Genomic DNA, 26,803 nt, shown 5'->3' with positions numbered 1-26,803 from the left:
TACATAAAAAAAGTCAATTTCCTTCCCGGGACTATCCGTCCCACTCCCGTTCCGCTTCCTCGCGCACGGTTTCCTCAAGGTCCTCCGGCACGATGGTATAGACCGGGTAATGATCGCTCTCCTGCCGTCGTTCGGCGGAGGCAAGCATATACCTGGGCACGCCCTCCTGCTCCTCGTCATACAAAATCAGAAGAGCGTCCGTATGGGAAATAATAAAGTCGTTTTTGGCCTTCAGCTGCGACGGATTGACGTACGGGCGCTTGGAAATCGCGTCCACGTAGTCTGCGCTCTGCTTCAGCTCCGCGTAAGCGGTGCGGACGTGCTCCGGCCAGATGGAGTCCTGTTCAAGAAACGGCTCAAGCACGGCGAGCTGAATATGGTCATACTCCTCCCGTAAGCTGTTCCATGCTTCAGCCGCCCACCATTCCACGCCGGGCTGTCCGGAAATAATCAGCCATTCGCTTCCCTCTTCAATCAGCGCCCGCAGCCGCTTTTCGAGCGTTTTCCGAATGTAGGCAATCTCCGGGGCGTCGTCTTTGAAGATGCCGAGCTCTGCCGGCTTGTATCCGGTCGCTGCGAGCCGCCTCAAGACGTCCGCCCCCGTTTGTTCATCAGCCTCTCAAGCCGTTTGTGCAGGTCCGCCTGCTGCCCGGCCGGAAGCGTGATCCCTGCCCGTTCGGCCTTGCTCTGAACCCCTGCGGCGTACAACAGCGCCCGTTCGGGGTTTTTCGCCTGGTGCTCTTCCCATTTGGCAAGCTCCACGCCGGCCTCAAGCGTATACCGCGAATCCTCGTTGCGCTCCCAGACCTTTTCAAACCAGGGAATGGCTTCGGCCTGCCGCTGTTGTTTCTTTAAATTGACGCCGTAGCGGTGCATCGTTTCGCCGTCCTCTTCCCCGCTTTCGACCATTGCGGTGTAGTGCTGGGCGCTTTTCGTCCATTCCTTCTGCTGATCAAACCATTTGGCGACGGCAAGCGATTGTTTTTCACTTGTACCGTCAGCGAGAATTCGTTTGGAAATATCAATGTAAAGCGTGATCAATGACAAAATATCCTGCTCGTTATGCTCCATGATGCCGGTCACAAACTCGGGAAGCCCTTCGTTCACGTAGTCAAAGTACAGCATCGGCGCGAGGTAGCCCGGGGTGTCGTCGTGGCGGACAAACCCGAGAATATCCCGCTCCACCACGCTCAGCCGGCACGATTCCAGGCGTTCGGCAAACAGGCGCCGGCTCGCATGCAGAAGATCAAAGTGGCCGAAGGCCGGAAGCTTCGGCACCTGGTTGCGCACGAGGGTATGCCGGGTCTGCACCTGCGGCCAGTCAAACGATTTGCCGTTGTAGGTGACAAGGTTTTCGGCGGAATAGCACTCGGTTAAAAAATAATGATACAGCGCCACCTCGTGCTCCGGCCCGGGGAGAAAGTACTGCGACACCTCGACCCGGTCCGCGTACACCCGGGCGCCGCCAAGCAGGAAGATGGTGGTGCCGGCCCCCCCTTTCAGCCCGGTCGTCTCGGTATCAAAAAACAGCAGGTCCTCCGGCCTCCGGTTCTCCGGGTGCAGCGGATGAAACGCGGGCTCCTCCTTCCAGCGGTCAAACACGGTAAACAGCTCGCCAAACGAGGCGCTGCCGTGGATATAGTCAAGCGGATACGTCACGGTCCGTTTTAAAATCGTTTCCCCGTCGTAATGCTTCGGCACCGCGCCAAAAGCTTCCCATTCGTCGAGGTGCAAAATCCCTCCCTCCTCCCCCTTTTTTTCTTCGGTAGGAGCGGGAGCAGAAGGGGCTTCCTCCTGCAAATGCGTTTTCATTCGTTTGAGTTTATTTTTCATGCTCACGGTCGGTACTCACCTCCTGTTCGGCCTGAAGCCGGTGAATGAATGCGAGCACGGTCGCTTTCGTGTTTCCGCTCAGCATAATATCCGACCCGATGCAGGACGGGCAGCCGTCCTGGCACGGACAGGCCTCAATCAACGAGGCGCAGTCGCCCAGCACGTCGGGCAGGTCGGTGAAAATGGTGGAAGACAGCCCGACGCCCCCGGGATAGCGGTCGTATAAAAAGATAGTCGGCTGCTCCGAATGGGTCGCCTTCATCTGTGGTACCACGTGAATGTCGGACGGGTCGCACATGACCCGGACGGGCGCCGTGTGCCGGAGCACATTCGCAAGCCCCATCATCGCCTGCTCCAGCGTGTCGCGCCCAAACTCCTGGACGGTATCTTCGGGAAAATGGAGCCAGCAGGCATTTGTATGCAGCTCCTCCTCCGGCAGGTGCACGGTTCCGGAGCCGATGTTTTCAAACGTCGCCAGCTTGATTTTTTTAAAGATGGTCACCTTGGCGTGTACCATCACATCCCCGAAGCCGGCGTGGTACGACGGATAGTCGGACGTTTTATCCTCTTCGAGCACCTTCAGCTCGACGGCCATGTTGGCATCGGTGTAGTAGTCGACCCGTACCTCCTCCACATACGCTTTTTTTTCGTCCCAGTCCAGATAAATGACCTGGTACTGCACGCCCTGGTGAATGTAAATGGCTTCGTCATGCAGCAGAGTCATGGCGCTGAAGCGGTCCATCTGTCCGATCACCTTGGACGCGGACGGCACCGTCTGGTCGATGATGACGACGTTTTCCTGCGAAGCTGAGCGCAGGCTGATGCCGTGCGCCGGAAACGCATCGCTCATCCAGTACCATTTGGAGCCCCGGTGGTGCACGACGTTTTCCTCCGACAGGTACTCAAGTACATCGTTTACCTCAACGCCGCCGAATGTGTCGTCGTCCCGGAACGGGAGCTCAAAGGCGGCACATTTCACATGGTCGACGAGAATGATCAGATTATCGGGATGGATGCGCGCGGTTTCCGGGTTTTTCTCCAAAAAGTAATCGGAATGCTGGATCATGTACTGGTCGATCGGGTTGGAGCTTGCGATCATGACGATCAGCGACTCCGACTGGCGCCGTCCCGCACGCCCGGCCTGCTGCCAGGCACTTGCAATCGAGCCCGGATAGCCGGACATGATGCACACCTGCAGCTGCCCGATGTCGACGCCAAGCTCGAGGGCGTTGGTGGAAATCACGCCCATAATATCGCCGGAACGCAGCCCTTCCTCAATAGCCCGCCGCTGGTTGGGCAGGTAGCCGCCGCGGTAGCCGGTCACGAGGCTCTGCTGGCCGGTCTGCCTGCTGTTCAAATGCTGCAGATGACTTAAAATGACCTCCACCATTACCCGGCTCTTCGTAAATACAATGGTCTGGACGTGCTGCTCGAGAAACGTATTGGCTAGCCGATTAACTTCCGAAAGGACCCCTTTTCGGATATTCATCGCTTCGTTAATGACCGGCGGGTTATAAAACACGAAATGCTTTTTCCCCTGCGGTGCTCCGTTGTTGTCCACAAGCTCAAAGGGCTGTTCGGTAAGGGTCTCGGCGAGCTCACGGGGATTGGCGATCGTTGCGGAGGTCGTGATAAAGGTCGGCTCTGCCCCGTAGTAGCGGGCAATGCGCAGCAGCCGGCGCAGGACGTTCGCCACGTGGCTCCCGAATACGCCGCGGTACGTATGAATCTCGTCAATCACGATATAGCGCAGGTGCTCAAACAGCGACACCCATTTGGTATGATGCGGAAGAATGGCTGAGTGCAGCATGTCCGGGTTGGTCATGACGATATGGCCGGCGCGCCGGATTGACTGCCGGATGGTCGGCGGCGTATCTCCGTCATACGTGTAGCTGTTGATGGAGGCCCCGATCTCCTCGATAAATTCATTGATTTCGCTTTTCTGGTCCTGGGCGAGCGCCTTGGTCGGAAACAGATACAGAGCGCGTGCTTCCGGCTCGTCCATGATCGTCTGCAGCACCGGGAGGTTATAGCACAGGGTTTTCCCGGAGGCGGTCGGCGTAATGGTGACGACATTGGCCTTGCGTCCGTAAGCTGCTTCAAACGCGGAATGCTGATGGGTATATAGCGAGTCGATGCCGCGGGCGGCAAGACCGGCGCGCAGGCGCTCATGCAGCTGTTCCGGGAAGGCCGCTGTTTTGGGCGGCCGTGCCTCCACGGTATGCCAGAATTCTATATTGGGCGCAATGGACGTGTCAGTTTTCATCCACTGCATTAATTCCTGTAGGGATTGTTTTTTCATGGTTGCTCACCTCAGCATATTCCCATTATAGCGAATGTATGTTTGTTTTTCTATCCCGGCTGTTTTTGTTGTTATAACACAGAAAAGGCTTCCCGCAGCGGTATGCGGGAAGCCTTTTCGGGACGTGAGCGTTATTTAGTGTTGGTGTGATAGTCATTAATCATGTCGAGAATCGTCTGATTTTCCTCTTCCGGGGTATAACGGTCTTCTTTCGATCTTGTGAAATGACGCATCCTAAAATCGCTCCTTTTCGTTAATGTTGTTATAATGTAATTCAAATTATATACCGTTGTTATAATACAGTCAACGGTTATTTATTAATTTTTTCGAATTTTTTATAAAAAAAGCCCCTCTGCTTGATCGCAGAGAGGCTTTATCGACGGTTCAGCGGGCGGCAGCAGCGCGGATGCAGCTGTCGATTGTTTTTACCAGTGTATTAATTTCGGGCTTGCTCACCTGGGCATCGGCTCCGACTTTTTCCCCTTTGTGAAACAAATCCGCGGTAATCAGAGAGGAAAAGATAATGACCGGAAGGCTGCGGAGGCTTTCATGGTCCTTGATTTTTTTTGTCAGATGATGGCCGTCCATCTGCGGCATTTCAATGTCTGTAATGACGAGATCCGGCAGGTTTGCCGCGGCACCTTCTGCCAGTAATTCCTCCAGATACTCGTACGCTTCCCGTCCGTTTTCAAAGGAGCGGTGCTGTTTGTAGCCGGCTTCTGCGAGTGTATCTACAATCAGATGCTTGAGCACCGGCGAGTCCTCCGCAATTAATACGGTCGTGTTTTCCCGGTCCGGCCTGTACGACGGCAGGTGCTGGTCAAACAGGGTGTCCGGGGAAATGTCGCTGATGATTTTTTCGTAATCAAGCAGAAAAACCATGGCGTGCTCCATTTTTACAATACCGATGGAGCGTGCTTCGAGTCCCTGGGACAGAGCATTGGGCTTTTCAATATCCTCCCAGCTGATACGGTGAATACGGGATACTTCTTCGACATGAAACGCTACCTTCACCTGATTCAGCTCGGCGATAATGTATTTGTCATGCCGGACGTCGTCCGCCCCGTCGTGATGGAGCACTTTTTTTAAGTCGATCACCGGAATCACTTCATTGCGCAGCCGGACAATTCCTTTGACGTGCTCGTGATGGTTGGGCACGGGAGTAACCTCCACCTGATGAATGATTTCGCGCACCTTTAACACATTGATGCCGAATTGACTGCTTCCGACGGAAAAAAGAACGATTTCGAGCTCATTCGTCCCGGATTCTAATAAAATGTTTTTTTCGCTTGCTAAGGACATGCCATTTCCCCTCCTGGTCTCTTTACTTTATATATCGGCCCCTCCCATCAGGTATTAAAGGCATCCAGTCAGGAGTTTTTATTTTTAGATGTTTTTGGCTCGTACGCGGAAGGTATAGGAGTGACAGGAGGCTGATAGAATGAAAGCACTTGTGATAAATGAAGCCGGAGACCCCGGCCAGTTAAAGGAAGCAGACATCGACATGCCGGAGCCGGAAGCTCATGAGCTCCGCATTAAAGTACATGCTGTGGGCTTAAACCCGGTCGATTATAAATTAATGGCGTCCCCTCTACCGGAATGGTCTTTTCCCCATGTTTCGGGACTGGACGTGTCCGGGGTGATCGATGAAGTCGGCGCGGACGTAACCGATTGGTCAGTCGGAGATGAGGTGTATTATCACGGAAATATGACGAAAGACGGCGGATTTGCTGAATTTACCACCACCCGGGCGGATGTGGTTTCATCTGTGCCGAAAGGCCTGACGCATGTGGAGGCCGCGTCAATGCCAACGGCCGGCTTTACGGCCTACCAGTCACTGTACCGGAAGGCCCCGCTCCGTCCCGGACAGACGATCATGATTCAGGCCGGGGCCGGCGGTGTCGGCAGCTTTGCAGGCCAGCTTGCCAAGCATCTCGGCCTTACGGTCATTTCCACCTGCTCGAGCGAAAATGCGGACTATGTTAAAGATCTGGGCGCCGATCATGTGGTGGACTACCGCAGTGAAAATGTGGTGGAGGAAGTACACAAATGGACGGACGGCCGCGGCGTCGATGTGGTACTTGATCTGGTCGGACAACAAACAGCTACCGAAGCACTGGATTATCTTGCCTTCAACGGTCATTTGATTGCTGTTGTGGCATGGCCGGATCTTTCCCACTACGTAGCGAAAACGCTCGCCCCTTCGATTCATGAAGTGGCGCTTGGATTTGTGTACCGTTCCGATGACGAAGCGCAAATTAAAGATCTCGGTTTTATCGCCCGGGAGCTGGGAGAACTGGCTTCCCAGGGAAAGGTGAAGCCTTCCGTAAGCCGGACCGTCAGCTTCAGTGAGATTCCGGATGCGTTAAAAGATATGCAGGATGGTCACACACGAGGAAAAATCGTGGCATCGTTCGAGGCATAAAATGTTCCAGGGCCCTTTCTCTTATCAGAAAGGGCTTCTTTTTTAGTGATTTTTCTGCTCTTTATAATTATGTGTTTTTATTTTAATAATAAATACGGTAATTGAAATTTTTTATTATTAGCCGAACAGCTATGTCCGGTTACCGGCGTGTTGTCGCTCCACCGGTAATAAACCATGGCCGCTGCTCATGCCATTGAATACTTCCGTTCACGTCAAATGCAGTTGAAACCTCCCGATCCGTCAGGACGTCCTGTTTCTTTCCATCTGCCTGCACCCGGCCGTTTTTCATAATTGTTGCGGCTTCCACAGCTCCCGGTAGTTCTTCGAGATGATGAGTTACATACAGCACGGTCGGCGCATCGGGATGCTTCAGCGACGCTTCAAGCCCTTCGATCAGTTCTTCTCTTCCCTTTACATCAAGCCCGGTGCACGGCTCGTCAAGAAGCAGCAGCTTCGCTCCTGTTGTCCAGGCCCGCGCAAGCATCACCCGGCGCTTCTCCCCCTGCGAGAGCGCTGCATACGGCACGTCCCTGTACTGTGAAACCCCAAACGTGTGCAGCGCATTCTCTGCCCGTGCTGTGATTTCTTCCGGTGCCTGCTCATAAATACCGATGCTCGCAAAATAACCGCTTAACGCGACATTAAAGGCGGTTTCCCCAGCACGGTGCTGGTACTGATCATCCAGGGCGTTGCTGACGATGCCAATTTCCCGGCGGAGGTTCTGCATGTTCACCCTGCCGTGACGGCCAAACCAGGTGTGCACTTCTCCTTCAGTTGCCCACACCTGTCCTAAAATTGCCTGCAGGAGTGTGGTTTTGCCGGAGCCGTTTAAGCCGAGAAGCGCCCGGTGCTCGCCTTGATTGACCGTAAACGAGACGTCGTCAAGCCGGACCCGGCCATTGGTTCGTATGCTGACATTTTTCATCTCCACTAAACGCTCCATCGTCTGGCCTCCTTAAGCTTCGGTGTGTTCATACAAATGAATATTGTTTGCGATTGTTTGATTTTTGTTTTTCAGCATCCATTTAAGCGTGGGATGATAGTCGAGCACCGGCGATGGCTCGATCAGGTGCAGGGTATCTTCATCGGCTGCCCGGACTTCCGGCGAGGTTCCAGGTGAAGCGTGCAGCTGGAATTCCTGAAGCCCCTGGCACCCGCCCGTGAATTCATAGGCAATCGTAATTGTCTGGTTGTCCCCGAGGAGGCGGATCGCTTCCGCCGCCCGGTCCGTTACGTTTATCTGCATAGCTTGTGCCTCCTTTGATTCTGTCCATTATAGCAAAGCTTTTCCCAGTATAAAAAAAAGAAGCCCTGAAAGGCTCCTTTTTAGGCATTCAATGGAAGCGGCCGGTGCAGAATCTTCACTCGTTCAGGAAGTTCCCCGGACTTGCGTGCTTCCATCAGTCTCCGGTACATCCGTTTACCGCCGACTGCATTGGCTGAGTGTATAGTAATCTTTGAAGGTATAATTTGTTTTTCAAGTAAATACAGCACGACGGAAAAACCATTAAAATACTTTGTTCCCAAATCGTGGTCAAGCGACAGATGGCTCACATCAGCCGTGTTTTGCAGTAATCGCATACATTCTTCAGCTGTTTTCACTAATACGTGATTATCCGGAGACTGTCGGACGTCGTCTAAAAAAATATTTGTTCCGTTCATGTCCCCATCCTTTATCTTACAGAGTAATTGTAGTATAACACACTTACTCTTTCTGTCCAACCAGCCTCCGGACCTCTGCTTCAAGCTGGGCCCATTCCCGTTCGGTTTCTCCCGTTTTTTCCTGTCTGAGCCACTCCGCCTGCCGTCGGGAAGCCGCCTCCCACTCAGCGGTGCGCTGCTCCCACCGGTCCCGTGCGGCCGCCTCAGCCCATGCATAGACGTCTTTTTTTACGGTCTGCAGCTCTTGTTCCACCAAGGGACGCAGCTGTTGCTCCAGCACTTCACGGTACACCTTGTTCTGCCCCTTCATGAAAAAATCATAGTGGGTCAGCGTCTTCCACTCGCCTTCAACTGCTTCTGCGATCGCCGGCACCTCCGGCGGGGGGAATTCGATTGATGGAAAAGCCGTCTGCTCCCCCGAAAATACGTAACGGAAAAAATCCGGAAGCTGCTTTCTCCAATACTGCTCTTCTTCATTCATGGTACGGTGCATCCACTGCTCAATCCGGGCGGAGGTAATCCTTGTTTCCTGTATGAAGCGCTGCAGCACCTGCTGGACCGCCTCTGTCGTTTTCCGGCGAAGCTGGGAGCGAAACGACGACTGCTCATGAAAGTACGCCCGCGAAAACCAAAACTGAAATTCCTCCCGGTAATAATAAAACAGGCGCTGGCGCACGTAAAAAAACAACTCCTCCGTTTCCTCCGAAAGCCGCTTTTCGATGCGCTTCCATGATTCCGTCCATTTGTCCTGCGCGATGAACTGCTCCAGCCGCGCGATGTCGCTTTGCCTTTCCTGCTCCTGTTCGGCATCCGTCCGCCCTGCCTCCGCCCGTGTCCGTTCCACATAGTCCAGGACCTCCGCAGCTTCCCGGCTGCCCTCTTTCATCACGGTCGTTTCAAGCGTAGCGGAAAGAAACTGCTCAAATACGGCCTCGAATCCTTCCAGGCCGCCAGCCATTTTGTCCTGAAGCGATACTTTCCCGGAAATGGGCAAAACAAGTGGGTCGTGAATGCCAATCGCGGCCAGCTCCTCCCGGACGTACCGGAGAACCTCCTCGAGCTCCCGCCTGCCGGCAGCCAGATCCGCTGCATTAACTAAAAAAATGAGCTTATCATAGGAAAATGTCTGGTTCACCGCAGCCAGCTGTTCCAAAAACGCTTTGTCCCCGCGGGAAAACGCATGGTTGTAATACGATAAAAACAAAATAGCGTCCGCCCGCTTCATTTCCTGAAACGAAATGTCCGCGTGCCGCTGATACACAGAATGTATACCGGGCGTATCGACGACCTCCATCCCTCTGCCGGTCCACCTCGTAGAAAGATAAACATCCGCCCGCTCGATCATCATGGCGGCCTCTTCGGCACCCGCGGCCTGCTGAAAAGCTTCCAGGGAAACCGTTTCCGGTCGGCCGGCACTGCTCTCTTGCTTTTTATAGGACGACACGTACTGATCAAGCATCCTTTTTTCTTCCTCCCGCATGGCGTCGAACGCAAGCGGCTCCAGATGCTGCTGCTCGAGTTCCGTCCGTTTCTGCTTTTCTGCTTTCTCCGAACGCTCCTGCAGCTCTTCTTCATAGGCGGCGTACCGGCTGCTCCATTCCGTCACATGCGAAAGGCGCACCTCGAACGGAGCGAGCAGGTCATTCATGTCCTGCAGGACGTCGGCCTGCTGTTTATAGTAAATCACCGCGCTCCGGTCCGGGTGCCGGCTGTCCGGCGCTTTGATATGAGTAATGGCTGCTGTGGTCGGATTTGCCGACACCGGCAGTACTGTTTCTCCGGCCATGGCATTGGCCACGGTGGATTTCCCGGCGCTGAACCCGCCGAAAAAAGAAACGCGGAACGCCTGCTCCCGAAGCCGCTGGGCCCGGGCATCAAGCCGCCGGGCAAACCCTTCAAGTGGTGCATACGGCTGTATGAGCCGGGCCAGCTTCTGCCACTTATCTGCCGCTTCCTCCGGGTCCGGGCGGGTTTCCCGCTCCCCACCGGCACTGTCCAGGTAATCCCGGTACCATTCCTGCACCGAATAGACTTCTTCCCCCGTCGAAGAAGCCACAGCCTGCGTGACTGGCTCCCGCTCTGACGGCTGCGCCAGTGGAACGGCCTCCTGGGCCCACCGCTGCTGCAAGGCCTCCAGCAGTTCTTTCACCCGGTAAAATTCTTTTCGCCACGCTTCATAAGCCTCCCATGCCTTTCGATGGGCTGCCGTTTTTGTTTCCTGCCGATGAGCTTCCGTCTCCTTATGGGCACGGACCTTCTCCAAAAACAGCGGCATCCAGTCTGCGAGCTGCCGGCGGTAGGCCGTCTGCATTTTTTCCTCCAGCGTGCGACAGTAGGTTCTCGCATAGGCCTCGGTGAGACGTGCCCCTTTGTTTTCCGCTTCCTCGAGCATCGCGGCGTCTGCGCGCACCTCCATGGCCTCAATAGCAGCTTCCACTTCCGGATCTCTGCCGGCGTATTGTTCGGCCGTCTGCTTCATATCACGTTTTAAATGATTTTCGAGTTCATTTTTAATGTTTTCATTCAGCTCTTCCATCACCCGTGCTTCGCGTTCCTTACGCACCCTTGCTGTTTTTTGCGTCCCCAGCCAGCTTTTCACACGAAAGGTGACAAGACGGGATTCCAGATACGCATGCACGGCTGCCCGGGTGTGATAAGGCATCAGCTTGGCCCGGGCAAAGGCATCAAGAATGGTCCGGCGCATCGCTTTTTCCGCCTTCGTTTCCCAGTGCCTGAACTGTCCGGCAGCTTCCTGATCGGCCTCGAGTGCGTCATACAGGAATCCCGGTGTGGAAAACATCTCCCAGATATGCTGCACGTCCCCGTCCGGCTCTGCGGCGGCAAGACGACTCCGCAAATGGGACACAGTGATATAATAAGTCCTCGAGGCGCATGTCTGACGGATGCGCTCCTTCCGCTCCCCGGAATCTTCCGGCAGCATTTTTTCCCGCAGGGCTTTCCAGGAATCAGCGGTCCGTTCCGGATAAAGAGCAGACACAAAGAAAATAGCCCCGTATTCGATCTGCCTCCGGTCCAGGCTCTGACGGATCCTGTCCTGATACGCCTGAAATGAAAGCTCCTCCTCTTCATGCTTATCCACCTGGTTGACGATCAGCGACGGGCGGACGTACTGCTCGTTCAACTGCTGCAGAAATAAAAAATTTTCTTCCGACTCCACCTGCTGGTAATCGGTGACGTAAAACAGTTCATCCGCTATCATCCATTCCGACTCCGCCGCCCGCTGATGAGCGGCTTCGGTGGAATCGATACCCGGCGTGTCAAAAAGCGTCACTCCCGGCGGCAGCGGTAGATCCGGATGCTTCACCTCCACCCGCTCAGTCTCTCTGGCCATCATCCAGGTGTTCGTCCATTCCTCCGGCGGTACGGCGGCTGTCTGGCCGCCGGTGGTAACCTCGTAGGAGACAGTGCTGCCGGTTGTAAATGACACGATATTTGCACTCGTCGGTACCGGGTGGGCCGGCAGCCATTCTCCGTGCAGCAGCTGGTTGATCAGCGTGCTTTTGCCGGCAGAAAAATGGCCGCAGACGAGGACATGGTAAGCCGATGCGCTATTTTTCGCCTTCAGCCGCTGTAGGTCCTTCTGCTCCTCTTCGCCCAGCCCCGGCATGGCCCGCACCTCTTCCAGACCGCCGGCGACCGCTGCCTGCGAAAACGTATGCCGGGAGAAAAAGCTCCGGACCGTGTCGTTGTTCCATTGATACATGTCAAGACTTGGCCGCTGCACTGTTACCGCGCTCCTTTTTATGTAAAAACGCCGCTCCCCCACAGCAGGAGAAGCCGGCGCTGTTTACAGCAGATAATCTTTTTCATACAAAAACGCGTAAGGAATGTCCACAAACACGTACAGATCCTCCGTAATCGGATGGGAATACGTACGGATCATTTCATCGCTGTGAAAATCCGTATACATATCGGACAGAATTCCCCGCTGTTCAAAATTCATGCGTACAATGTTTTCAAGGAAATACGGGCGCCAGCTCCAGTTGCGGTTGCGCTCCTCGGTCCGGTATTCCCACGCCTCGCCGTTCTGGCGCGAGGCGTTTCCGGAAAGCTGATATCCTTCCCCGTCGCACACATACACCCGAAAGCTCATTTCCTCGAGCGACTCGGCGGTTTTCAGCGTCCATCCGTCAATGTCTTCCATCACATCCACGTGCTTGAGCCGGGCATTCAGCCGCTTGTTCAGCTCGGCGGTAAGCTGGATCTGGGCTTCAATTTTTTTGCGTTCCACATCAATGAAATGGTGAATATCTTTTTTCATCCGTTCCTGAAACTGATCCTTTTCAATGAACGTCTCTTTCGGCTTGTCGAGATAAAATCCCTGGTAGTACCGGGCGCCGTTGCGCCAGGCATAGTTCAGCTGATTAAACGACTCGATTTTTTCAAATAAAAGCGAAGCCCCAATCTTTCTCGACAGCGTCGATAACGAATGCAGCACGTCCCGGTAAATGCTCGGCACTGCAAAATTTTCAGAAAACGTCACATCCACCTTCAGCACATTAGGCTTTAAATAGGCAATCTGCTCCAGATGAATCGCTTCCTTGCCGAGATTGTCAATCGCAATCGACAGCCCGGCGCTCTGGGCATACTGCATAAAATGCTTCAGGCGGGAGAGGTCCTGCTGGAAATCCGTCGCCTTCAGCTCCAGGCAGATTGAGGTCGGGGCTATACCCCTTTCTTCGTACCCGAGCAGAAATTCGACCAGGCCGTCTCCCCCGTCACCCAGAATGGTGGCCGCATCCACGTTCAAAAAGATCATGTCTGTCCGCTCCCCGGCTACAAATGTCTCCAGGGCAGCCTGGTGCACGGCACGGTCGATTTCCTGCTTATATTCCCACGGCACGTTCGGGTCCCGAAAGCAGTCTTCCAGCGTTTCGGCACTCCCGTTATCGTTCCCGAAGCGGCCGAGTACTTCATACGCAGAAATTTCCAGCTTATCTGCACTCAGTATCGGCTGAAAGTATACCATGATCCGTTCTTTGTTCATCAATACGTCTAGCGCATCCAACTCCATCACCCAATCTTCCGCTCTCAGTCTTCGGCGGCTCTGCCAGTTTGTCACTTCTTACTGTTCGCATACGCGTCTATTATATCATCTTTTTTCCGCCGACTGAAAAAACTGTTTCCAAAATTGGAAACAGTTTTAGGCAAAATCGAACGGCGTTTCCTGATAGACATAGTAGTTCAGCCAGTTCGTAAACAGCAGCGTCGCATGGGCGCGCCACATTTTCAGCGGGGAATACAGATGATTGTCCTCCGGAAAGTAGTTTTCCGGCACCTCTGTCCCGAGACCGCGCCGCATATCACGTTCAAATTCATCGCGCAGGGTTTCTGCATCGTATTCGCTGTGGCCGGTGACATAAATCCGTTTGCGGTCCTTCGTCGCTACAATATACAGCCCGGCTTCGTCGGATTCCGACAGAATGTCAAGGTCCGGACAGGCCTCCACGTCCTCCCGTCTTGTTTTCGTGTACCGGGAATGCGGCACATAAAACTGATCGTCGAACCCGCTCAGAAGCTTTTCGTTACCGCCGTTAATGTAGTGCGGATACACGCCGAACTGCTTTTTCGGGAGCGGATGCTTATCGATGCCGTGGTGGTGATACAGGGCGGCCTGGGCGCCCCAGCAGATGTGCAGCGTGTTCGTGACGTTCTGGTCGCTCCAGTCGAGAATACTCTGCAGCTCTTCCCAGTAGTCCACTTCTTCAAATGGGATCTTTTCAAGCGGTGCTCCGGTGATAATCATGCCGTCGAATTTTCTGCTCCGCACTTCATCGATCGTTTTATAGAACGACGACAGGTGCTCACGCGGTGTATTTTTGGAGCGGTGGGTGTCCGGGTGCAGAAAGGATACATCCACCTGCAGCGGCGTATTACTGAGCATCCGGAGAATCTGGGTCTCCGTGCGTTCCTTTAAGGGCATCAGGTTCAGAATGACGATTTTCAGCGGGCGGATATCCTGCAGATAGGCCCGGCTTTCGTTCATGATGAAAATATTTTCTTTTTCCAGCGTATCTTTGGCCGGTAAATAGTCAGGCACTTTTATAGGCATGCACTATCGTACTCCTTTAGCGTATTTCGGTGTTCTCTCCTTTTCTTTCTGTTATCTGTATATCAAACATTGCGCCCGGCGTCCAGTCATTCCGTATTGGTAAAAACGGATGGCCGCAAGGGACCATCCGCAGACGCTTTTATTCTTTCCACCACGTATCGTATAACGTTGCCGGCAATTCCCGTTTATGGGCTGTCCTGTTATACATGCCCACCAGCCGCTCGTGGGCTTCGGTATCGATGGCGCGGCCCTCGAGAAAGTCGTCAATCTGATCGTACGTCAGCCCGAGTGCTTCCTCATCCGGAAGGCCCGGCCGGTCGCTTTCAAGATCGGCGGTCGGCACTTTTTCAAACGTCGATGCCGGTGCTTCAAGCTCGCGCAGCAGCATTTTGCCCTGGCGCTTGTTCAGTCCAAACAGCGGTGCCACGTCGCAGGCGCCGTCCCCGTGCTTCGTATAAAAGCCGGTGACCGCTTCTGCCGCATGGTCGGTGCCGAGCACCAGCAGCCCTTCAGCTCCCGCAACATCATATTGGGCCTTCATCCGCTCCCGGGCCTTTGTGTTGCCTTTGATAAAGTCGGACATAGTCGTTCCGAGGGCCTGTTCAAACGCCTGCACGGACGCGTCCACGCCCGGCTGCACGTCGATCGTATACGTTTCCTGCGGCTCGATGTATTCGAGTGCTTTCGATGCATCGTCTTCATCATGCTGTTTGCCGTACGGCAGACGGAGCGCGACGAATTTAAACGGCACGGCCTGCTCGGTTTCAAGCTCGTCCACAGCCATCTGGGCGAGCTTGCCGGCGAGCGTCGAATCCTGGCCGCCGGAAATGCCGAGAACAAAGCCTTTGGCTCCGGCCTGCTTCGCGTATTCTTTTAAAAAGTGCACCCGGCGTTCGATTTCCTGCTTCGGATCAATCTCCGGCGTCGTCTGCAGTGCTTCAATAATTTCATTCTGCGTTGCATTCATAGTTCCTGCCTCCAGATTAAATTATTTGTTTGAACGGGGAGCCTGGATACCAAACCGCTGCATCTGCGTCCACTGCTTTTCCTCGGACAGAATATGCGCTTCATAGTCCCCCAGCAGGTCAAAATGCGGATAGTCTTCGCGGTAATGGATCCATCCGGCCTTCAGCCCGTACTGTCTGCCCCAGCGCGCAAGTGTTTCCACATCCCGGCAGGAGGCTTTTGTGACCGTATCACAGTCGGGAAAGCGCGGGTCATACCAGTAATGCGTCAGCAGGGCTACTTCGCCTGCCGCAGCCTTTCGTTTCCAGGCTTTCAGCTCATGGGCTTTAATGCCAAACGCCATCGTCTCCACCACCTTTGGCAGATCCGGCGGGTGTTTGCCCCGCCAGCCGGTTGTAGGCCTCATGCCAGTCCGGCAGCGCCTTGCGGATGGCCACCGGCTTAAACGTTTCTTTACGGACGCACACGTGGCTTGAAAACGCCCGGATGCACGTCTCTCCTTTAGCGTTAGTCACAATATACCCATATTTTACACGTACTCCGTCATAAGAATCAATCCACGTTTCAATTTCTACATCCTCGCCATAGACGGCCGGCGTTTCGTAATCGATATCAATGTGAAGCACCGGGAACAAATAGCCGGCTTTTTCGATATCCGGATAATGAAAACCCATCTCCTTCATATGATGCGTACGCCCAATTTCGCACCAGACCACATAGGAGCCGTGGTGGACGATGCCCATCTGGTCCGTCTCAGCATATCGTACTTCAATTGGTGTATGAACGCTCTTCATGTCCTTCTTCTCCTTCGGATTTCACTCGTACTTCAAGCGCATGCTTTACGTCTTCGGCCGTCAGTTCGTGCAGATTTTCATCGTTCTGCTCCGACTGAAACAGCCGGAAGGCCTGCTGCTGAAAGATTTCTTCAGCCACGTCTTCGGCGAGCCGGGCGTTGCCATCCGTGTTGGAAATGGCGTACCTGCTTTCAAGCAGCTCGCGCGCTTCCGGCTCAAAATGATAGCCGAACCGCTCGACCGAGCGCTCTGTAATCTCGGCCAGATCCTCGGGCGTATACGGCGGGAAGTAAAAGGTTTTTTTGAAGCGGGATTCAAGCCCTGGATTCATTTCAAGCAGCTGCTGCATCGGCTCCGGATAGCCGGAAAGAACAACCACCAGATTTTCGTCGTGCTTGGTCATTTCTTCGACGAGCGTATCAAGCGCCTCCCGGCCGAAGTCGCTCCGCGAGCTCGACATCAGGGCATACGCTTCGTCAATAAACAGGACCCCGCCGAGGGCTTCACGAACCTTCCGCTTCGTTTTCGCGGCTGTCTGGCCGACGTACTCGGCGACGAGGTCGCTTCGGCCCGCGACGATGCAGTGACCGCGCTTTAAAAACCCGTATTCCTTCAGGATGCCGGCATACACCTGGGCGAGCGTCGTCTTGCCCGTGCCCGGCGGTCCGGAAAAGACGGTATGAAGCTGGATCGGCACAGTCGGCGCCCCTTCTTCGCGGCGCTGCTGCTGCACCCGGATAAAGGAGGCAAGCTTTTTCATTTCCTGTTTGACGTGGTCGAGGCCGATGAAGTCATCGAGCTGCTGCACGGCGGAGCGTTTGTCCTTCGGCTGTTCGCCTTCCGGCTCCTGGATGTCCTCAGCGGTCAACAGCGAAAAGTCGTCGATGCCGATATAGTCCTGGTTGCCGATCGCCGCCCCCTTCTGGAAAATGCTGTCGAGTACGATGTTTTTTACGGTCCGGCCGTTGCCGAACGTTTCGTCCACCTGTTCCTTTTCGATCCGTTCTTCTAGCACCCGTTTGCTTTCCTCGCTCAGGAAAAAGTCGTTTTCAAGTGCGACCTTTTCCCCGATTTCCATCAGCTCATCCATGCTGTAGTCGGGCAGATGGATATGGTTGCTTTCCGGAAACCGGCTGCGAAGACCCGGATTCGCGTGCAGAAACTGCCGCATTTCTTCCGGGTAGCCGGCGAGAATAACGGCAAACGTACCGGCGTACTCCCCGCTCGTCATCGCCGAGACCAGGGTATCAATCGCCGTCTGTCCGAAGTCGTTTCCGGCCATTCCTTCGCGTTTTAAGCTGTAGGCCTCATCAATGAACAGCACACCGCCGACCGCTTCCTTGATCAGCGCCATGGTTTTTTCCTCGGTTTGACCGACGTATGAGCCGACGAGGCGGGAACGGTCGGTTTCAAGCACTTCATCACGCTGCAGCAGTCCGAGCTGATGATAAATTTTAGCGAGCAGGCGGGCGAGCATCGTTTTGCCCGTGCCGGGGTTGCCCGTCAGAATCATATGAAGGCTCCGTTCATCCTTCCACTGGTACCCCTGCTCCTTCCGCCGCTTCTGGTACTGCAGATAATGATACATATTATGGACGCGGGCCTTCACACCGTGCAGGCCGATCATGTCATTCAGCTCTTCAAGCGGGTCGGCATACTCCTCGCCCACCTTCGTGAGTGAGCTCGACGCTTCGTTCCACTTTTCCTTCAGCTGCTCTACATGGCTGATCGCTTCTTTAATCTCGCGCACAGCTTCGGGCGAATAAAACGATCCCGACGCGGTATCCATATAGGCCTGGGCGCTCGACGCCAGCCGTTCGCACGCCTGTTTGATGTTTTCAAGCAGAAACGGAAGCTCCCGCAGGTGTTCATTTTCCACCACGTTTAAAAAGTCCACGGTCAATTCTTCCGGATTCCACGTGTCCAGCGTATCATCAAGATACTGAATCATTTGACGGCACTGCTCGCGCAGCTGTTCAGCAACGCGGTAGCGGGCCGATGCCGGATCCGTTTCGCGGAGCGGCGTCAGCTGGGTATCCAGAATATTTTCCTGAATGCTGTCGATCCGCTCCATCGGCCGGAGCTGTTGCAGAAGCGGCACCGAATCGTCAAGCTCCTCTGCTTTTTGCAGCCAGTTGCGGATCATCGGGTCAAACCGGCGCTGGTGCTTCCATCGGTCTCTGGCCATGAGCGCGTACACACGCGCGCAGCCGGAGGGCTGTTCGTTTTCCTCCAGTGTCCGGATGCACTCGTAGGCCCGTTTGACTGTGATATTATTTTCTTCTTTTTCCCATCTATCGATTATATCGTAAATGTTATTTTGCTCGTTAATTTGCAATAAAGGCACCCCCTATCGGGAAAAGGACGAAAATGAGTAGTCATCTTTATCGTATTCCCTGGTTGAACACGCATTAGTCCTTATTTTTATTATAAGAGGTTGATGAAGGTGTGACAAATTTTATCATTACGGTATGTGAAATTTTAAACCTCTTTCAAAAGAAAACCCCGGGGAACCGGGGCCTTCTTCTAAACATTATTGATTGCGTTTTGCTTCTGCCGCTTCAAGGTTGTTGCGGAGAACCATCTGCAAAATACCACCGTGACGATAGTAATCCATCTCAACGTCACTGTCGAAACGGGCAACTACCTGGAAGGTAGTCGTTTTGCCGTCCTGATCAGTGGCAACGACGTCTATCATGTCATGCGGCTTTACGGTATTATCAATTTTTACATCGAATTGCTCTTCTCCGGTCAGACCGAGAGAATCAGCGTTTTCGCCTTCCTGGAACTGCAGCGGGAGCACGCCCATCAGCACAAGGTTACTGCGGTGAATACGCTCGAAGCTTTCCGCAATAACGGTCTTAATGCCAAGCAGGTTCGTCCCTTTCGCTGCCCAGTCACGGGAGCTTCCCATGCCGTAATCCTTGCCGGCCATTACAAGCAGGCCAGTGTTTTCCTCTTTATATTTCATCGCTGCATCATAGATGGACAGCACTTCACCGTTTGGCCAGTAGGTCGTATATCCACCCTCTGTGCCAGGCGCCAGCTGGTTTTTAATCCGGATGTTGGCGAACGTTCCGCGCATCATCACTTCGTGGTTACCGCGGCGGGAACCGTACGAGTTAAACTGTGCGGGCTTCAGTCCTTTTTCCATCAGGTAGCGGCCAGCCGGGCTGTCCTTTGCGATGGACCCTGCCGGAGAAATGTGGTCGGTCGTAACCGAGTCGCCGAATTTAGCGACAGCCCGCAGAGCGCTCAACGGTTTAATGTCTTCCGGCTCCTTGGACATTTCTTCAAAGAACGGCGGATTCTGAATGTACGTGGAATCATCGTCAAAGTCGTACAGCTGCGCATTTTCGTCCGATTGCAGCTCGTTCCAGCGCTCGTTGTTGTCAAAGACATTCTCGTACTCTTCTTTAAAGAGGTCCGGAGACACGTTTTGCGTGATAAAGTCTTTGATTTCCGTCGCGGACGGCCACAGGTCGTTAAAGTATACGTCATTTCCGTCTTTATCCTTGCCGAACGAATCACGGTACATATCAAAGTCAACTGTGCCGGCCAGCGCGTACGCTACAACAAGTGGCGGCGATGCCAGGTAGTTGGCTTTGACGAGCGGGTGAATCCGTCCTTCAAAGTTACGGTTACCGCTCAGTACGGATGATACGAGCAGATCGCTGTCTGTAATCCCTTTTTCGATCTCTTCGAGCAGCGGTCCGCTGTTGCCGATACACGTGGTACAGCCGTAGCCGACCAGGTTAAACCCGAGATCGTTCAGATACGGCATCAGGCCGGAATCATCAAGATAGCGGGTAACAACTTTGGAACCTGGAGCGAGAGATGTTTTGACGTATTCCGGTACTTCAAGCCCTTTCTCCACCGCGTTACGGGCGACAAGGCCTGCACCGATCATCACGTATGGGTTGGACGTGTTCGTACAGCTTGTGATAGCTGCGATGGCAAGCGCCCCGGTTTTCATCGTCGACGTTTTGCCGTTTGGATGTTCGATAGTCGCTTCGTTGTCGATCTCCTCCGGAGACAGGCCGAATCCCTGGTTGCCGGCTGGAGCCGTAAGCGCATCATTGAACTGTTTTTTCATGTCGGATAAAGTAATCAGGTCCTGCGGGCGCTTCGGTCCGCTCAGGCTTGGTTCAATAGCCGCCAGGTCAATTTCAATCACCTGGGTGAACTGCGGTTCTTTTTCGGATGGATCAAAGAAGATGTGGTTGTGCTTGCAGTAGTCTTTTACAAGCTGCACATGCTCTTCATCGCGGCCGGTCAGGCGCAGATAGTTGAGCGCTTCTTCGTCAACCGGGAAGAACCCACAGGTCGCGCCGTATTCCGGTGCCATGTTGGAAATCGTCGCCCGGTCAGCAAGCGGCATTTCCGCCAGGCCTTCGCCGAAGAATTCCACAAATTTGCCGACAACGTTCGTTTCCCGGAGCTTTTGGGTAACGCGCAGCGCCAGGTCTGTCGCTGTCGAACCATTCGGCAGGGAGTTTACGAGACGAACGCCGACCACTTCCGGTGCCGGGAAGTAGGATGGCTGCTGCAGCATGCCCGCTTCCGCTTCGATACCGCCAACACCCCAGCCAAGGACGCCAAGGCCGTTGATCATAGTCGTGTGGGAGTCCGTACCAACGAGTGTATCCGGATACGTGTCCACTTCGCCGTTTTCTGTTTCTTTTGTGTGTACGACGGAAGCAAGGTACTCCAGGTTCACCTGGTGCACAATGCCTGTAGCCGGCGGTACAGCGCTGTAGTTGTTAAACGCTTTGGTTGCCCAGCTGAGGAGCTTGTAGCGCTCTTCGTTTCTCGAAAATTCAAAGTTCATGTTCTGGTTTAACGAGTCATCAGTACCGTAACGGTCCACCTGTACTGAGTGGTCCACCACAAGATCAACCGGAATTGCCGGGTCGATGACATCCGGGTCTCCACCGAAATCATTCATTGCTTTTCGAAGCGATGCAAGGTCCACGACTGCCGGAACCCCGGTAAAGTCCTGAAGAATAACGCGGGATGGTTTGAATGGCACGTCATACTTGGAGCCTTCTTCCGATCCCCATTTTGCTAAGCTTTCTACGTGTTCCTGTTTAATTACGTGTCCGTCCAACTGTCTTAGTACAGATTCGAGCAGCACACGAATGGAATATGGCAGCTTCGACACATCGCCGACTCCTGCATCCTGAATGGCTTTAATGTCGTAATAATAATACGTTTTGCCATTCGATTCAAAAGCCTTGCGAGCATTGAATACGTCTTGATTTTGAGCCATATGTACCCCTCCTTCTTGATCTATTATACAACAATCCAATAACGTTGTCGAAAAAGTAGATGAGGATAAGCAGAAAGGCCTGCAGCTGTATTACTTCACTGCCGCCTTTCCTGATCTGTTTCTCGACCCACTTTCATAGAATAGCAAAACTTTCCTCAAAGATAAATATTTTCGGATAAAAATTCGGAAAACGCTTGCCTCTTTTTTTCGTTTGTCAGATTCCGAGCAGCTTTTTCCACCACGGTTTTTTCTCTCCCGCGTCCGGATTTCCGGCATCTGCTTCCGGTTCATCCTCGGCAAATACGTCCTCGCGGTTAATCGCGGTGTCGGACGTGACGACCAGTCCGTACGTGCCCTCCGGATCGTCGTGCGTGACGCGCCGGTAGGGAACGCGCCGGGTTTCGGCTGCTTTCCGGTACGGCCGCAGCGCCTCAAGGCTCAGATGGCCGTCGACGAGTACTTCCTTCGCCTTACGGTCGTGCATTGCATTCAGCACTTCCTGGCGTATTCCTTTTTCCATCACCTGTTTTTTTGTCAGCGCCAGAATGACGCGTTCGCGGTACGTATCAAGATACAGACGACGCTCCGCTTCATTGGGCAGTTTCTTTCCGTGTATTTCATTTTGAAGGTGTTCGTTTACATCATTGGACATGGGCACTTCTCCCTTTCATTAGGATGAATGACGGGAGGGTACGGAGCTGTCAGGCTCCGGCTCCCGCTGAAGAACCTTTTCGAGCTGTTTGTATTTCACGGCCATGTAGACGCGCCACGGCACGAGCATGGCAAATGCCAGCAGAAAGAACATTCCGGCAAGCACTGCGGGCTCAATCGCATCGCCGATGATCAGCTTAATGATCGTCCGCACAATTAAGAGGCCGACCAGAATGAATGAAAAAGCTTTGGACCGTCGAACAAAAATCCGGCGTTCCCTTATTTCAAAAGACGTGGTGGCCATCAGCAGAAAGGAGAAAACAAACCCGACGAGAAGCGCCTCGCCGACCTCAAGCCCGGTCGGACGGGCCGGCGGGTAAACAAACATCAGCGCTCCCGTCGCCATGAAAAACGGCGGCAGCACGATTTTTTTGAATGTCGCCGGCTGCTTAATGGCTTTCATACGGATGACGATCACGACAGAAGCCATAAAAAAGGCCGTGAGGGTCGTAATAATCAGCAGTGTACTCACTTCGGCCGCCTTCCTTTCTATAAAAATAGGGTGTATCACATGAAGGCTTTCCTGCCTTTATGATACACCCCGAAGCGGCGGCCCGCAATTGTTCCCTCTTTTACAGCACTTCTTCATTTTCATGCTGAAGCCGGTACATTTTTTCATACAGCCCCCCGGAGGCAAGCAGCTCCTGGTGCGTCCCGCGTTCAGCAATTTCACCCTGATGCAGGACGATAATCTGATCGGCGTGCCGGATCGTGGAGAGCCGGTGGGCAATCATGATGGTCGTCCGGTTTTCCAGGAGGCTTGCAAGCGCCCGCTGGATAACTGCTTCACTTTCGCTGTCGATATTTGCCGTTGCCTCATCGAGTACGAGCACCTTCGGGTCATGGGCGACGGTCCGGGCAAACGTGATCAGCTGTTTTTCCCCATTCGAAAACGAGCTCCCCCGCTCTCCCACCTGTTCATCGTACTGGTCCGGGAGTGCTTCGATAAACTGATCCGCCCCGACGAAAGCAGCCGCCTGCCGCACTTCTTCATCGCTCAGCCGGTGGTTGTGCATCGCAATGTTTTCCCGCACCGTGCCGGTAAACAAAAACGGATCCTGAAGCACGAGCCCGACGTGCCGGCGCAGCGCCTCTTCCGGCCAGCGCTGCAGGTCCTTGCCGCCGAGAAAGATGGCGCCGGCATCGTGTTCATAAAACCGGAGCAGCAGGTTAATGATGGAGCTTTTACCGCTGCCGGTATGGCCGACAATCGCAATCGTCTCGCCTTCTTTTACCGACAGATTAATATCCCGGAGGACCGGGTGCTCGCCGTCATAGCTGAACGTCACGTGATCAAATTCGATCTCTCCGCTACGTGAGGCTTCTCCAGTCTGCCGTCCCCTGGTCACTGCTGCCTCCTGACCGGTCACATCCATTAAATGAAATACCCGGCCGGCGGAAACAATCGACTGCTGATACAGCGACATCTGCTGCATGATTTCATTCACCGGTTCAAAGAAACGCTCAAAATAGTTGACGAAGGCATAAATCACTCCGACCTGTACGGCCCCTTCCATGGATAAAATGCCAAAATACGACAGCACGCCGACGAGAGCAAGCACCGACACGAGGTCGATCGCCGGGCGAAGCAGCAGGCCGTCAATTTTCATGCTTTTCAGCCCGGCTTCGTAGTGGGCATCATTGATCCCGGAGAATTCCCGTTTCATCCGGTTTTCCTGCCTGAACAGCTGTATCACCGACATGCCCTGAAGGCTTTCATTAATTTTCGTGTTCAGCCGGCTCAGCTTGCCGCTCATTTCCCCGTAGTACCTGGCGCTGTAGCGGCGGTAGAGCATCATCAGCAGAAGCAGAAGCGGCATAATCAGTATCGCGGCTGCCGCGAGGCGGACATCCAGGAAGAACATGGCGATAAGCACCCCGACCAGAAACACCCCGTTCTGGATAAAGGTCGATAGCACTTCCATGTACAGCTCCCGGATCCGTTCGGTGTCGTTGGTTATCCGGCTCACGAGCGCCCCGGACGGTGTCTGGTCGTAAAAACGCATCGATGCGCCCTCGACGCTCGAAAATACGTCTACACGAATCTGCTGGATGCTTTTCAGCGCAATGCGCTGAAACCAGTACGTATGAAAATACACCATCACCGCGGAAAGAACGGTGGCCGCTGCGAAAATGGCCGCGAGCCACGCCAATTCATCCACCGGAAATACTCCCGGCGTCACGTAGCTGTCAATAAAGACCTTTACGAGATACGGACTGAGAAGCTCCGCGCCGACGCCGATCACAAGAAACGTACAGGCAAACGCCAGCAGCTGTTTGTGGACACCCGCGTACTTTAACAGCCGCTTCACGATCGCCCGCTGCTCCTGTTTGGTTAACACTTTATCCTCGTGCAGCATCAGCGGTCCCCCCTTTCCACCTGGGCCTTCAGTTCTTCGCGCTCCACCATTTCTGCATAGATGCCTCCGGCTTCCATTAAAGCACGGTGGGATCCGTTTTCGATGATCGTGCCGTGCTCCATCACCCATACCGCATCCGCTTCTTTTACCGTGCTCATGCGGTGCGTAACGATAAAGGTCGTTTTCCCCTTCCACTCCTGCTTCAGCGCTTCGAGGATCTGCTGCTCGGTGTTTGCGTCCACAGCGGACAGGGCATCATCGAGGATGAGAATTTCCGGATTCTGCAGAAGAGCCCTCGCAATCGAAATCCGCTGCTTCTGGCCTCCGGAAAGAGTGACACCGCGCTCCCCGACAGCTGTCGCGTATCCGTAGGGAAGCGCCACAATATCGTCATGAATGGCTGCGAGTCCGGCCGCACGCTGAATGTCCTGCTGGGTGGCCTCCGGGTTGGAGAAAGCGATATTGTCTGCCAGCGTCATCGAAAACAGGAAATGCTCCTGCGGCACATTTCCGAATGCGAGGCGGTACGTATCCAGATAATAGGCCTCCGCCGGCGTTCCGCCAATCGTAATGGCTCCGTCTCCGCTTTTCAGCTCCCGGAGAAGCAGCCGCAAAAGCGTTGTTTTCCCGCTCCCGGTCCGCCCGACGATCCCGATGGTCTGTCCCGGCTGCACGGACGCGTGAATATCGTGCAGCGCGCTCGTTTCCGAACGCGGGTAATAAAATTCATCTATATCTATCTGCACCGCCCCGGCCGGCACGTCCTGCACTCCGGCTTTCTGGTCGGTAATGTCAGTCCGCTCGGCCATCAGGCTACGAATGCGGTCATACGACGCGTGCCCGCGTTCAATAATGTTAAAAAACCATCCAAACGCAAGCATCGGCCAGATCAGCATACCCAGATAAACGCTGAACGTCGTTAACTGCCCGATGGTAATCGTTCCCTCGTTCACATATCCGGCGCCAAAGCCAATCGCGAGCAGATAGCATACGCCGATGATAAGGGTGATTGTCGGATCAAACAGGGCGTCAATGCGGGCGACCCGCTCGTTTTTGTCCACAACGTCCCGGGACTGCTCATCAAACGCTTCGATGTCTTCCTGTTCGTACCCGAACGTTTTTGTTACCTTCACGCCGGAAATGCTTTCCTGCGTCCGGTTGTTCAGCTGCGAAAAGGACTGCTGGGCAGCGCCAAACCGCTGATGAAGCAGATGGCCGTACCAGCTTGTTAACAGAGCCATCAGCGGCATCGGCAGAAGCGTAATCAGCGTCAGCTGCCAGCTGATGCCGATCGCCATGGCCAAAACGACGAATCCCCCCATGACGAGCGAATCCACAATCGTTAAGACGCCCTGCCCGGCCATCATCTGCACCGCGGTAATATCGTTGGTGGCGTGTGCCATCAAATCCCCCGTCCGCTTCCGCCCGAAAAAATCGCTGCTCATCCGCGTGAAGTGCTGATACAAATTGTAGCGGAGCGTACGGCCGAGATGAAGCGAGGAACCGAAAATCATAATACGCCAGACATACCGGAGCACGTACATACATATCCCTGCCGCAACCATTGCACCCATCCAGCCGGTCAGCATGCCGGTCGTCAGGCGGTTTTGTTCGATCGCATCGACCACCACCCCGACCACATACGGCGGCAGAAGGGAAAGCAGGGCCACAATAATGAGCAGCAGGATCCCGAAGCTGTACTTGAACCGTTCCTGCCAGAAAAACCAGCGCAAATCCCAAAAAGCGCGCATCCGTCTCACCCTCTCTATGGATAAAAAAGCACCCTCTAGAAGCTAGAAGGGTGCTGATCGTTATTTCTTATCTTGTTGTCGCTGCATTGCTTTCATCATTTGGTTGATCTTCTTCTGGGATGGGTTCTGCCCCATCTGCATCATCATAACGCGCAGCATTTGTTCATTAATAGGAGGATTCTTTTTCAAATAGTTCATCATCGTTTTTCTTGCGATAAAGAAACCGATGGCTATACCAACTAGTAAAATGACAATGCCGATAATTGTTAACCATAGCCAGCCCATGTGTCTTACCCCTTTCCCGAATACCTAACATATATGTGTGTGTTGTTAGCGTCTCTAAACAGACCTTGTTTATTATAACGCATTCTTTTATGTAAAGAAAGCACCGATTCGAAAGATTCAGCACCGGTGCTTAATTTTTCACCCGGATGAAAATAAGAGAAAGCAGCCGGCCGGCTGCTTTCTCACAGACTGTCGACAATGGCTCTAATTTTAGAGCGTGTCGGCAGTTTTTTATGCTATGATAAAAAGAAATAGCCTGAAAAGGGGTTATGGCGCATGATGAAGCGGAATGCGGAAGAAGCTCGTTACCGGGAAGCGACCATTCAGTTGGATCAGTTAGTGCCCGCGGACCACCTGGTCCGCCAGATC

21 protein-coding genes are annotated in these 26,803 nt (G+C 53.9%); 1 reads left to right on the top strand and 20 read right to left on the bottom strand.

Annotation, left to right across the window (positions count from 1 at the left end):
• Positions 1–31: 31 nt before the first annotated feature.
• The 4 genes from ACTRXI_RS13580 to ACTRXI_RS13565 all read right to left on the bottom strand — a co-directional run bounded on the left by ACTRXI_RS13580 (position 32) and on the right by ACTRXI_RS13565 (position 5,437).
• A complete protein-coding gene (locus tag ACTRXI_RS13580; RefSeq protein WP_474263386.1) occupies positions 32–589 on the bottom strand; it encodes an SLOG family protein in 558 nt (185 codons plus the stop codon).
• Positions 586–1,833, bottom strand: a complete 1,248-nt coding sequence (locus ACTRXI_RS13575) for a ribonuclease H-like domain-containing protein (protein ID WP_474263469.1) — start codon at positions 1,831–1,833, stop codon at positions 586–588. The genes ACTRXI_RS13580 and ACTRXI_RS13575 overlap by 4 nt, the downstream gene beginning before the upstream one ends.
• Positions 1,823–4,135 (bottom strand): DEAD/DEAH box helicase, encoded by a 2,313-nt coding sequence (locus tag ACTRXI_RS13570; RefSeq protein WP_474263384.1) that lies wholly within the window; start codon positions 4,133–4,135, stop codon positions 1,823–1,825. The genes ACTRXI_RS13575 and ACTRXI_RS13570 overlap by 11 nt, the downstream gene beginning before the upstream one ends.
• A 384-nt stretch (positions 4,136–4,519) precedes the next feature.
• Positions 4,520–5,437 (bottom strand): chemotaxis protein, encoded by a 918-nt coding sequence (locus tag ACTRXI_RS13565; protein WP_474263382.1) that lies wholly within the window; start codon positions 5,435–5,437, stop codon positions 4,520–4,522.
• Positions 5,438–5,576: 139 nt separating this feature from the next.
• Here ACTRXI_RS13565 and ACTRXI_RS13560 point away from each other — a divergent pair, with 139 nt between their 5' ends.
• Positions 5,577–6,560, top strand: coding sequence for a zinc-binding dehydrogenase (locus tag ACTRXI_RS13560; RefSeq protein ID WP_474263380.1), 984 nt, complete (start codon positions 5,577–5,579; stop codon positions 6,558–6,560).
• A 139-nt stretch (positions 6,561–6,699) separates the two neighbouring features.
• Here ACTRXI_RS13560 and ACTRXI_RS13555 read toward each other — a convergent pair whose 3' ends face one another.
• From ACTRXI_RS13555 to ACTRXI_RS13480, 16 genes are all read right to left on the bottom strand, one after another.
• Positions 6,700–7,503 (bottom strand): ABC transporter ATP-binding protein, encoded by an 804-nt coding sequence (locus tag ACTRXI_RS13555; protein WP_474263378.1) that lies wholly within the window; start codon positions 7,501–7,503, stop codon positions 6,700–6,702.
• A 12-nt stretch (positions 7,504–7,515) separates the two neighbouring features.
• Positions 7,516–7,806 carry an iron-sulfur cluster assembly accessory protein gene (locus ACTRXI_RS13550; protein ID WP_474263376.1) on the bottom strand — a complete coding sequence of 97 codons (291 nt, stop codon included), beginning with the start codon at positions 7,804–7,806 and terminating at the stop codon, positions 7,516–7,518.
• Positions 7,807–7,886: 80 nt separating this feature from the next.
• Entirely contained in the window at positions 7,887–8,222 is a 336-nt protein-coding gene (locus ACTRXI_RS13545; protein ID WP_079476470.1) for a cyclic-phosphate processing receiver domain-containing protein, read from the bottom strand.
• Between the two features lie 43 nt (positions 8,223–8,265).
• Positions 8,266–11,967: a dynamin family protein gene (locus ACTRXI_RS13540; RefSeq protein WP_474263374.1), complete on the bottom strand. Its 3,702-nt coding sequence runs from the start codon at positions 11,965–11,967 to the stop codon at positions 8,266–8,268.
• A gap of 63 nt (positions 11,968–12,030) precedes the next feature.
• Positions 12,031–13,257 carry an EAL domain-containing protein gene (locus tag ACTRXI_RS13535; protein ID WP_474263467.1) on the bottom strand — a complete coding sequence of 409 codons (1,227 nt, stop codon included), beginning with the start codon at positions 13,255–13,257 and terminating at the stop codon, positions 12,031–12,033.
• 129 nt (positions 13,258–13,386) lie between these two features.
• Complete coding sequence (gene metA, locus ACTRXI_RS13530; protein WP_474263372.1) at positions 13,387–14,295, bottom strand: homoserine O-acetyltransferase MetA; 909 nt, start codon at positions 14,293–14,295, stop codon at positions 13,387–13,389.
• A 139-nt stretch (positions 14,296–14,434) separates the two neighbouring features.
• A complete protein-coding gene (gene nadE, locus ACTRXI_RS13525; protein WP_474263370.1) occupies positions 14,435–15,262 on the bottom strand; it encodes an ammonia-dependent NAD(+) synthetase in 828 nt (275 codons plus the stop codon).
• Positions 15,263–15,283: 21 nt separating this feature from the next.
• Positions 15,284–15,604 (bottom strand): hypothetical protein, encoded by a 321-nt coding sequence (locus tag ACTRXI_RS13520; RefSeq protein WP_474263368.1) that lies wholly within the window; start codon positions 15,602–15,604, stop codon positions 15,284–15,286.
• Positions 15,588–16,055 carry an acyl-CoA thioesterase gene (locus ACTRXI_RS13515; RefSeq protein ID WP_474263366.1) on the bottom strand — a complete coding sequence of 156 codons (468 nt, stop codon included), beginning with the start codon at positions 16,053–16,055 and terminating at the stop codon, positions 15,588–15,590. The genes ACTRXI_RS13520 and ACTRXI_RS13515 overlap by 17 nt, the downstream gene beginning before the upstream one ends.
• Positions 16,030–18,393, bottom strand: a complete 2,364-nt coding sequence (locus ACTRXI_RS13510) for an AAA family ATPase (protein WP_474263364.1) — start codon at positions 18,391–18,393, stop codon at positions 16,030–16,032. The genes ACTRXI_RS13515 and ACTRXI_RS13510 overlap by 26 nt, the downstream gene beginning before the upstream one ends.
• A gap of 195 nt (positions 18,394–18,588) precedes the next feature.
• Entirely contained in the window at positions 18,589–21,327 is a 2,739-nt protein-coding gene (gene acnA, locus ACTRXI_RS13505; RefSeq protein ID WP_474263362.1) for an aconitate hydratase AcnA, read from the bottom strand.
• 214 nt (positions 21,328–21,541) lie between these two features.
• Complete coding sequence (locus ACTRXI_RS13500; RefSeq protein ID WP_474263360.1) at positions 21,542–21,979, bottom strand: DUF1694 domain-containing protein; 438 nt, start codon at positions 21,977–21,979, stop codon at positions 21,542–21,544.
• Between the two features lie 18 nt (positions 21,980–21,997).
• Positions 21,998–22,510: a CcdC family protein gene (locus tag ACTRXI_RS13495; protein ID WP_462867003.1), complete on the bottom strand. Its 513-nt coding sequence runs from the start codon at positions 22,508–22,510 to the stop codon at positions 21,998–22,000.
• A 100-nt stretch (positions 22,511–22,610) separates the two neighbouring features.
• Positions 22,611–24,398: an ABC transporter ATP-binding protein gene (locus ACTRXI_RS13490; protein ID WP_474263358.1), complete on the bottom strand. Its 1,788-nt coding sequence runs from the start codon at positions 24,396–24,398 to the stop codon at positions 22,611–22,613.
• Entirely contained in the window at positions 24,398–26,149 is a 1,752-nt protein-coding gene (locus ACTRXI_RS13485) for an ABC transporter transmembrane domain-containing protein (protein WP_474263356.1), read from the bottom strand. The genes ACTRXI_RS13490 and ACTRXI_RS13485 overlap by 1 nt, the downstream gene beginning before the upstream one ends.
• Positions 26,150–26,209: 60 nt before the next feature.
• Positions 26,210–26,434, bottom strand: coding sequence for a YneF family protein (locus ACTRXI_RS13480; protein ID WP_022792130.1), 225 nt, complete (start codon positions 26,432–26,434; stop codon positions 26,210–26,212).
• Between the last annotated feature and the right edge of the window lie 369 nt (positions 26,435–26,803).

The organism is Marinococcus sp. LNHM4E3-1 (genome assembly GCF_056034405.1).
Note: the sequence above shows the minus strand (reverse complement) of the source record. Positions and strands in the feature narration are given on the sequence as shown.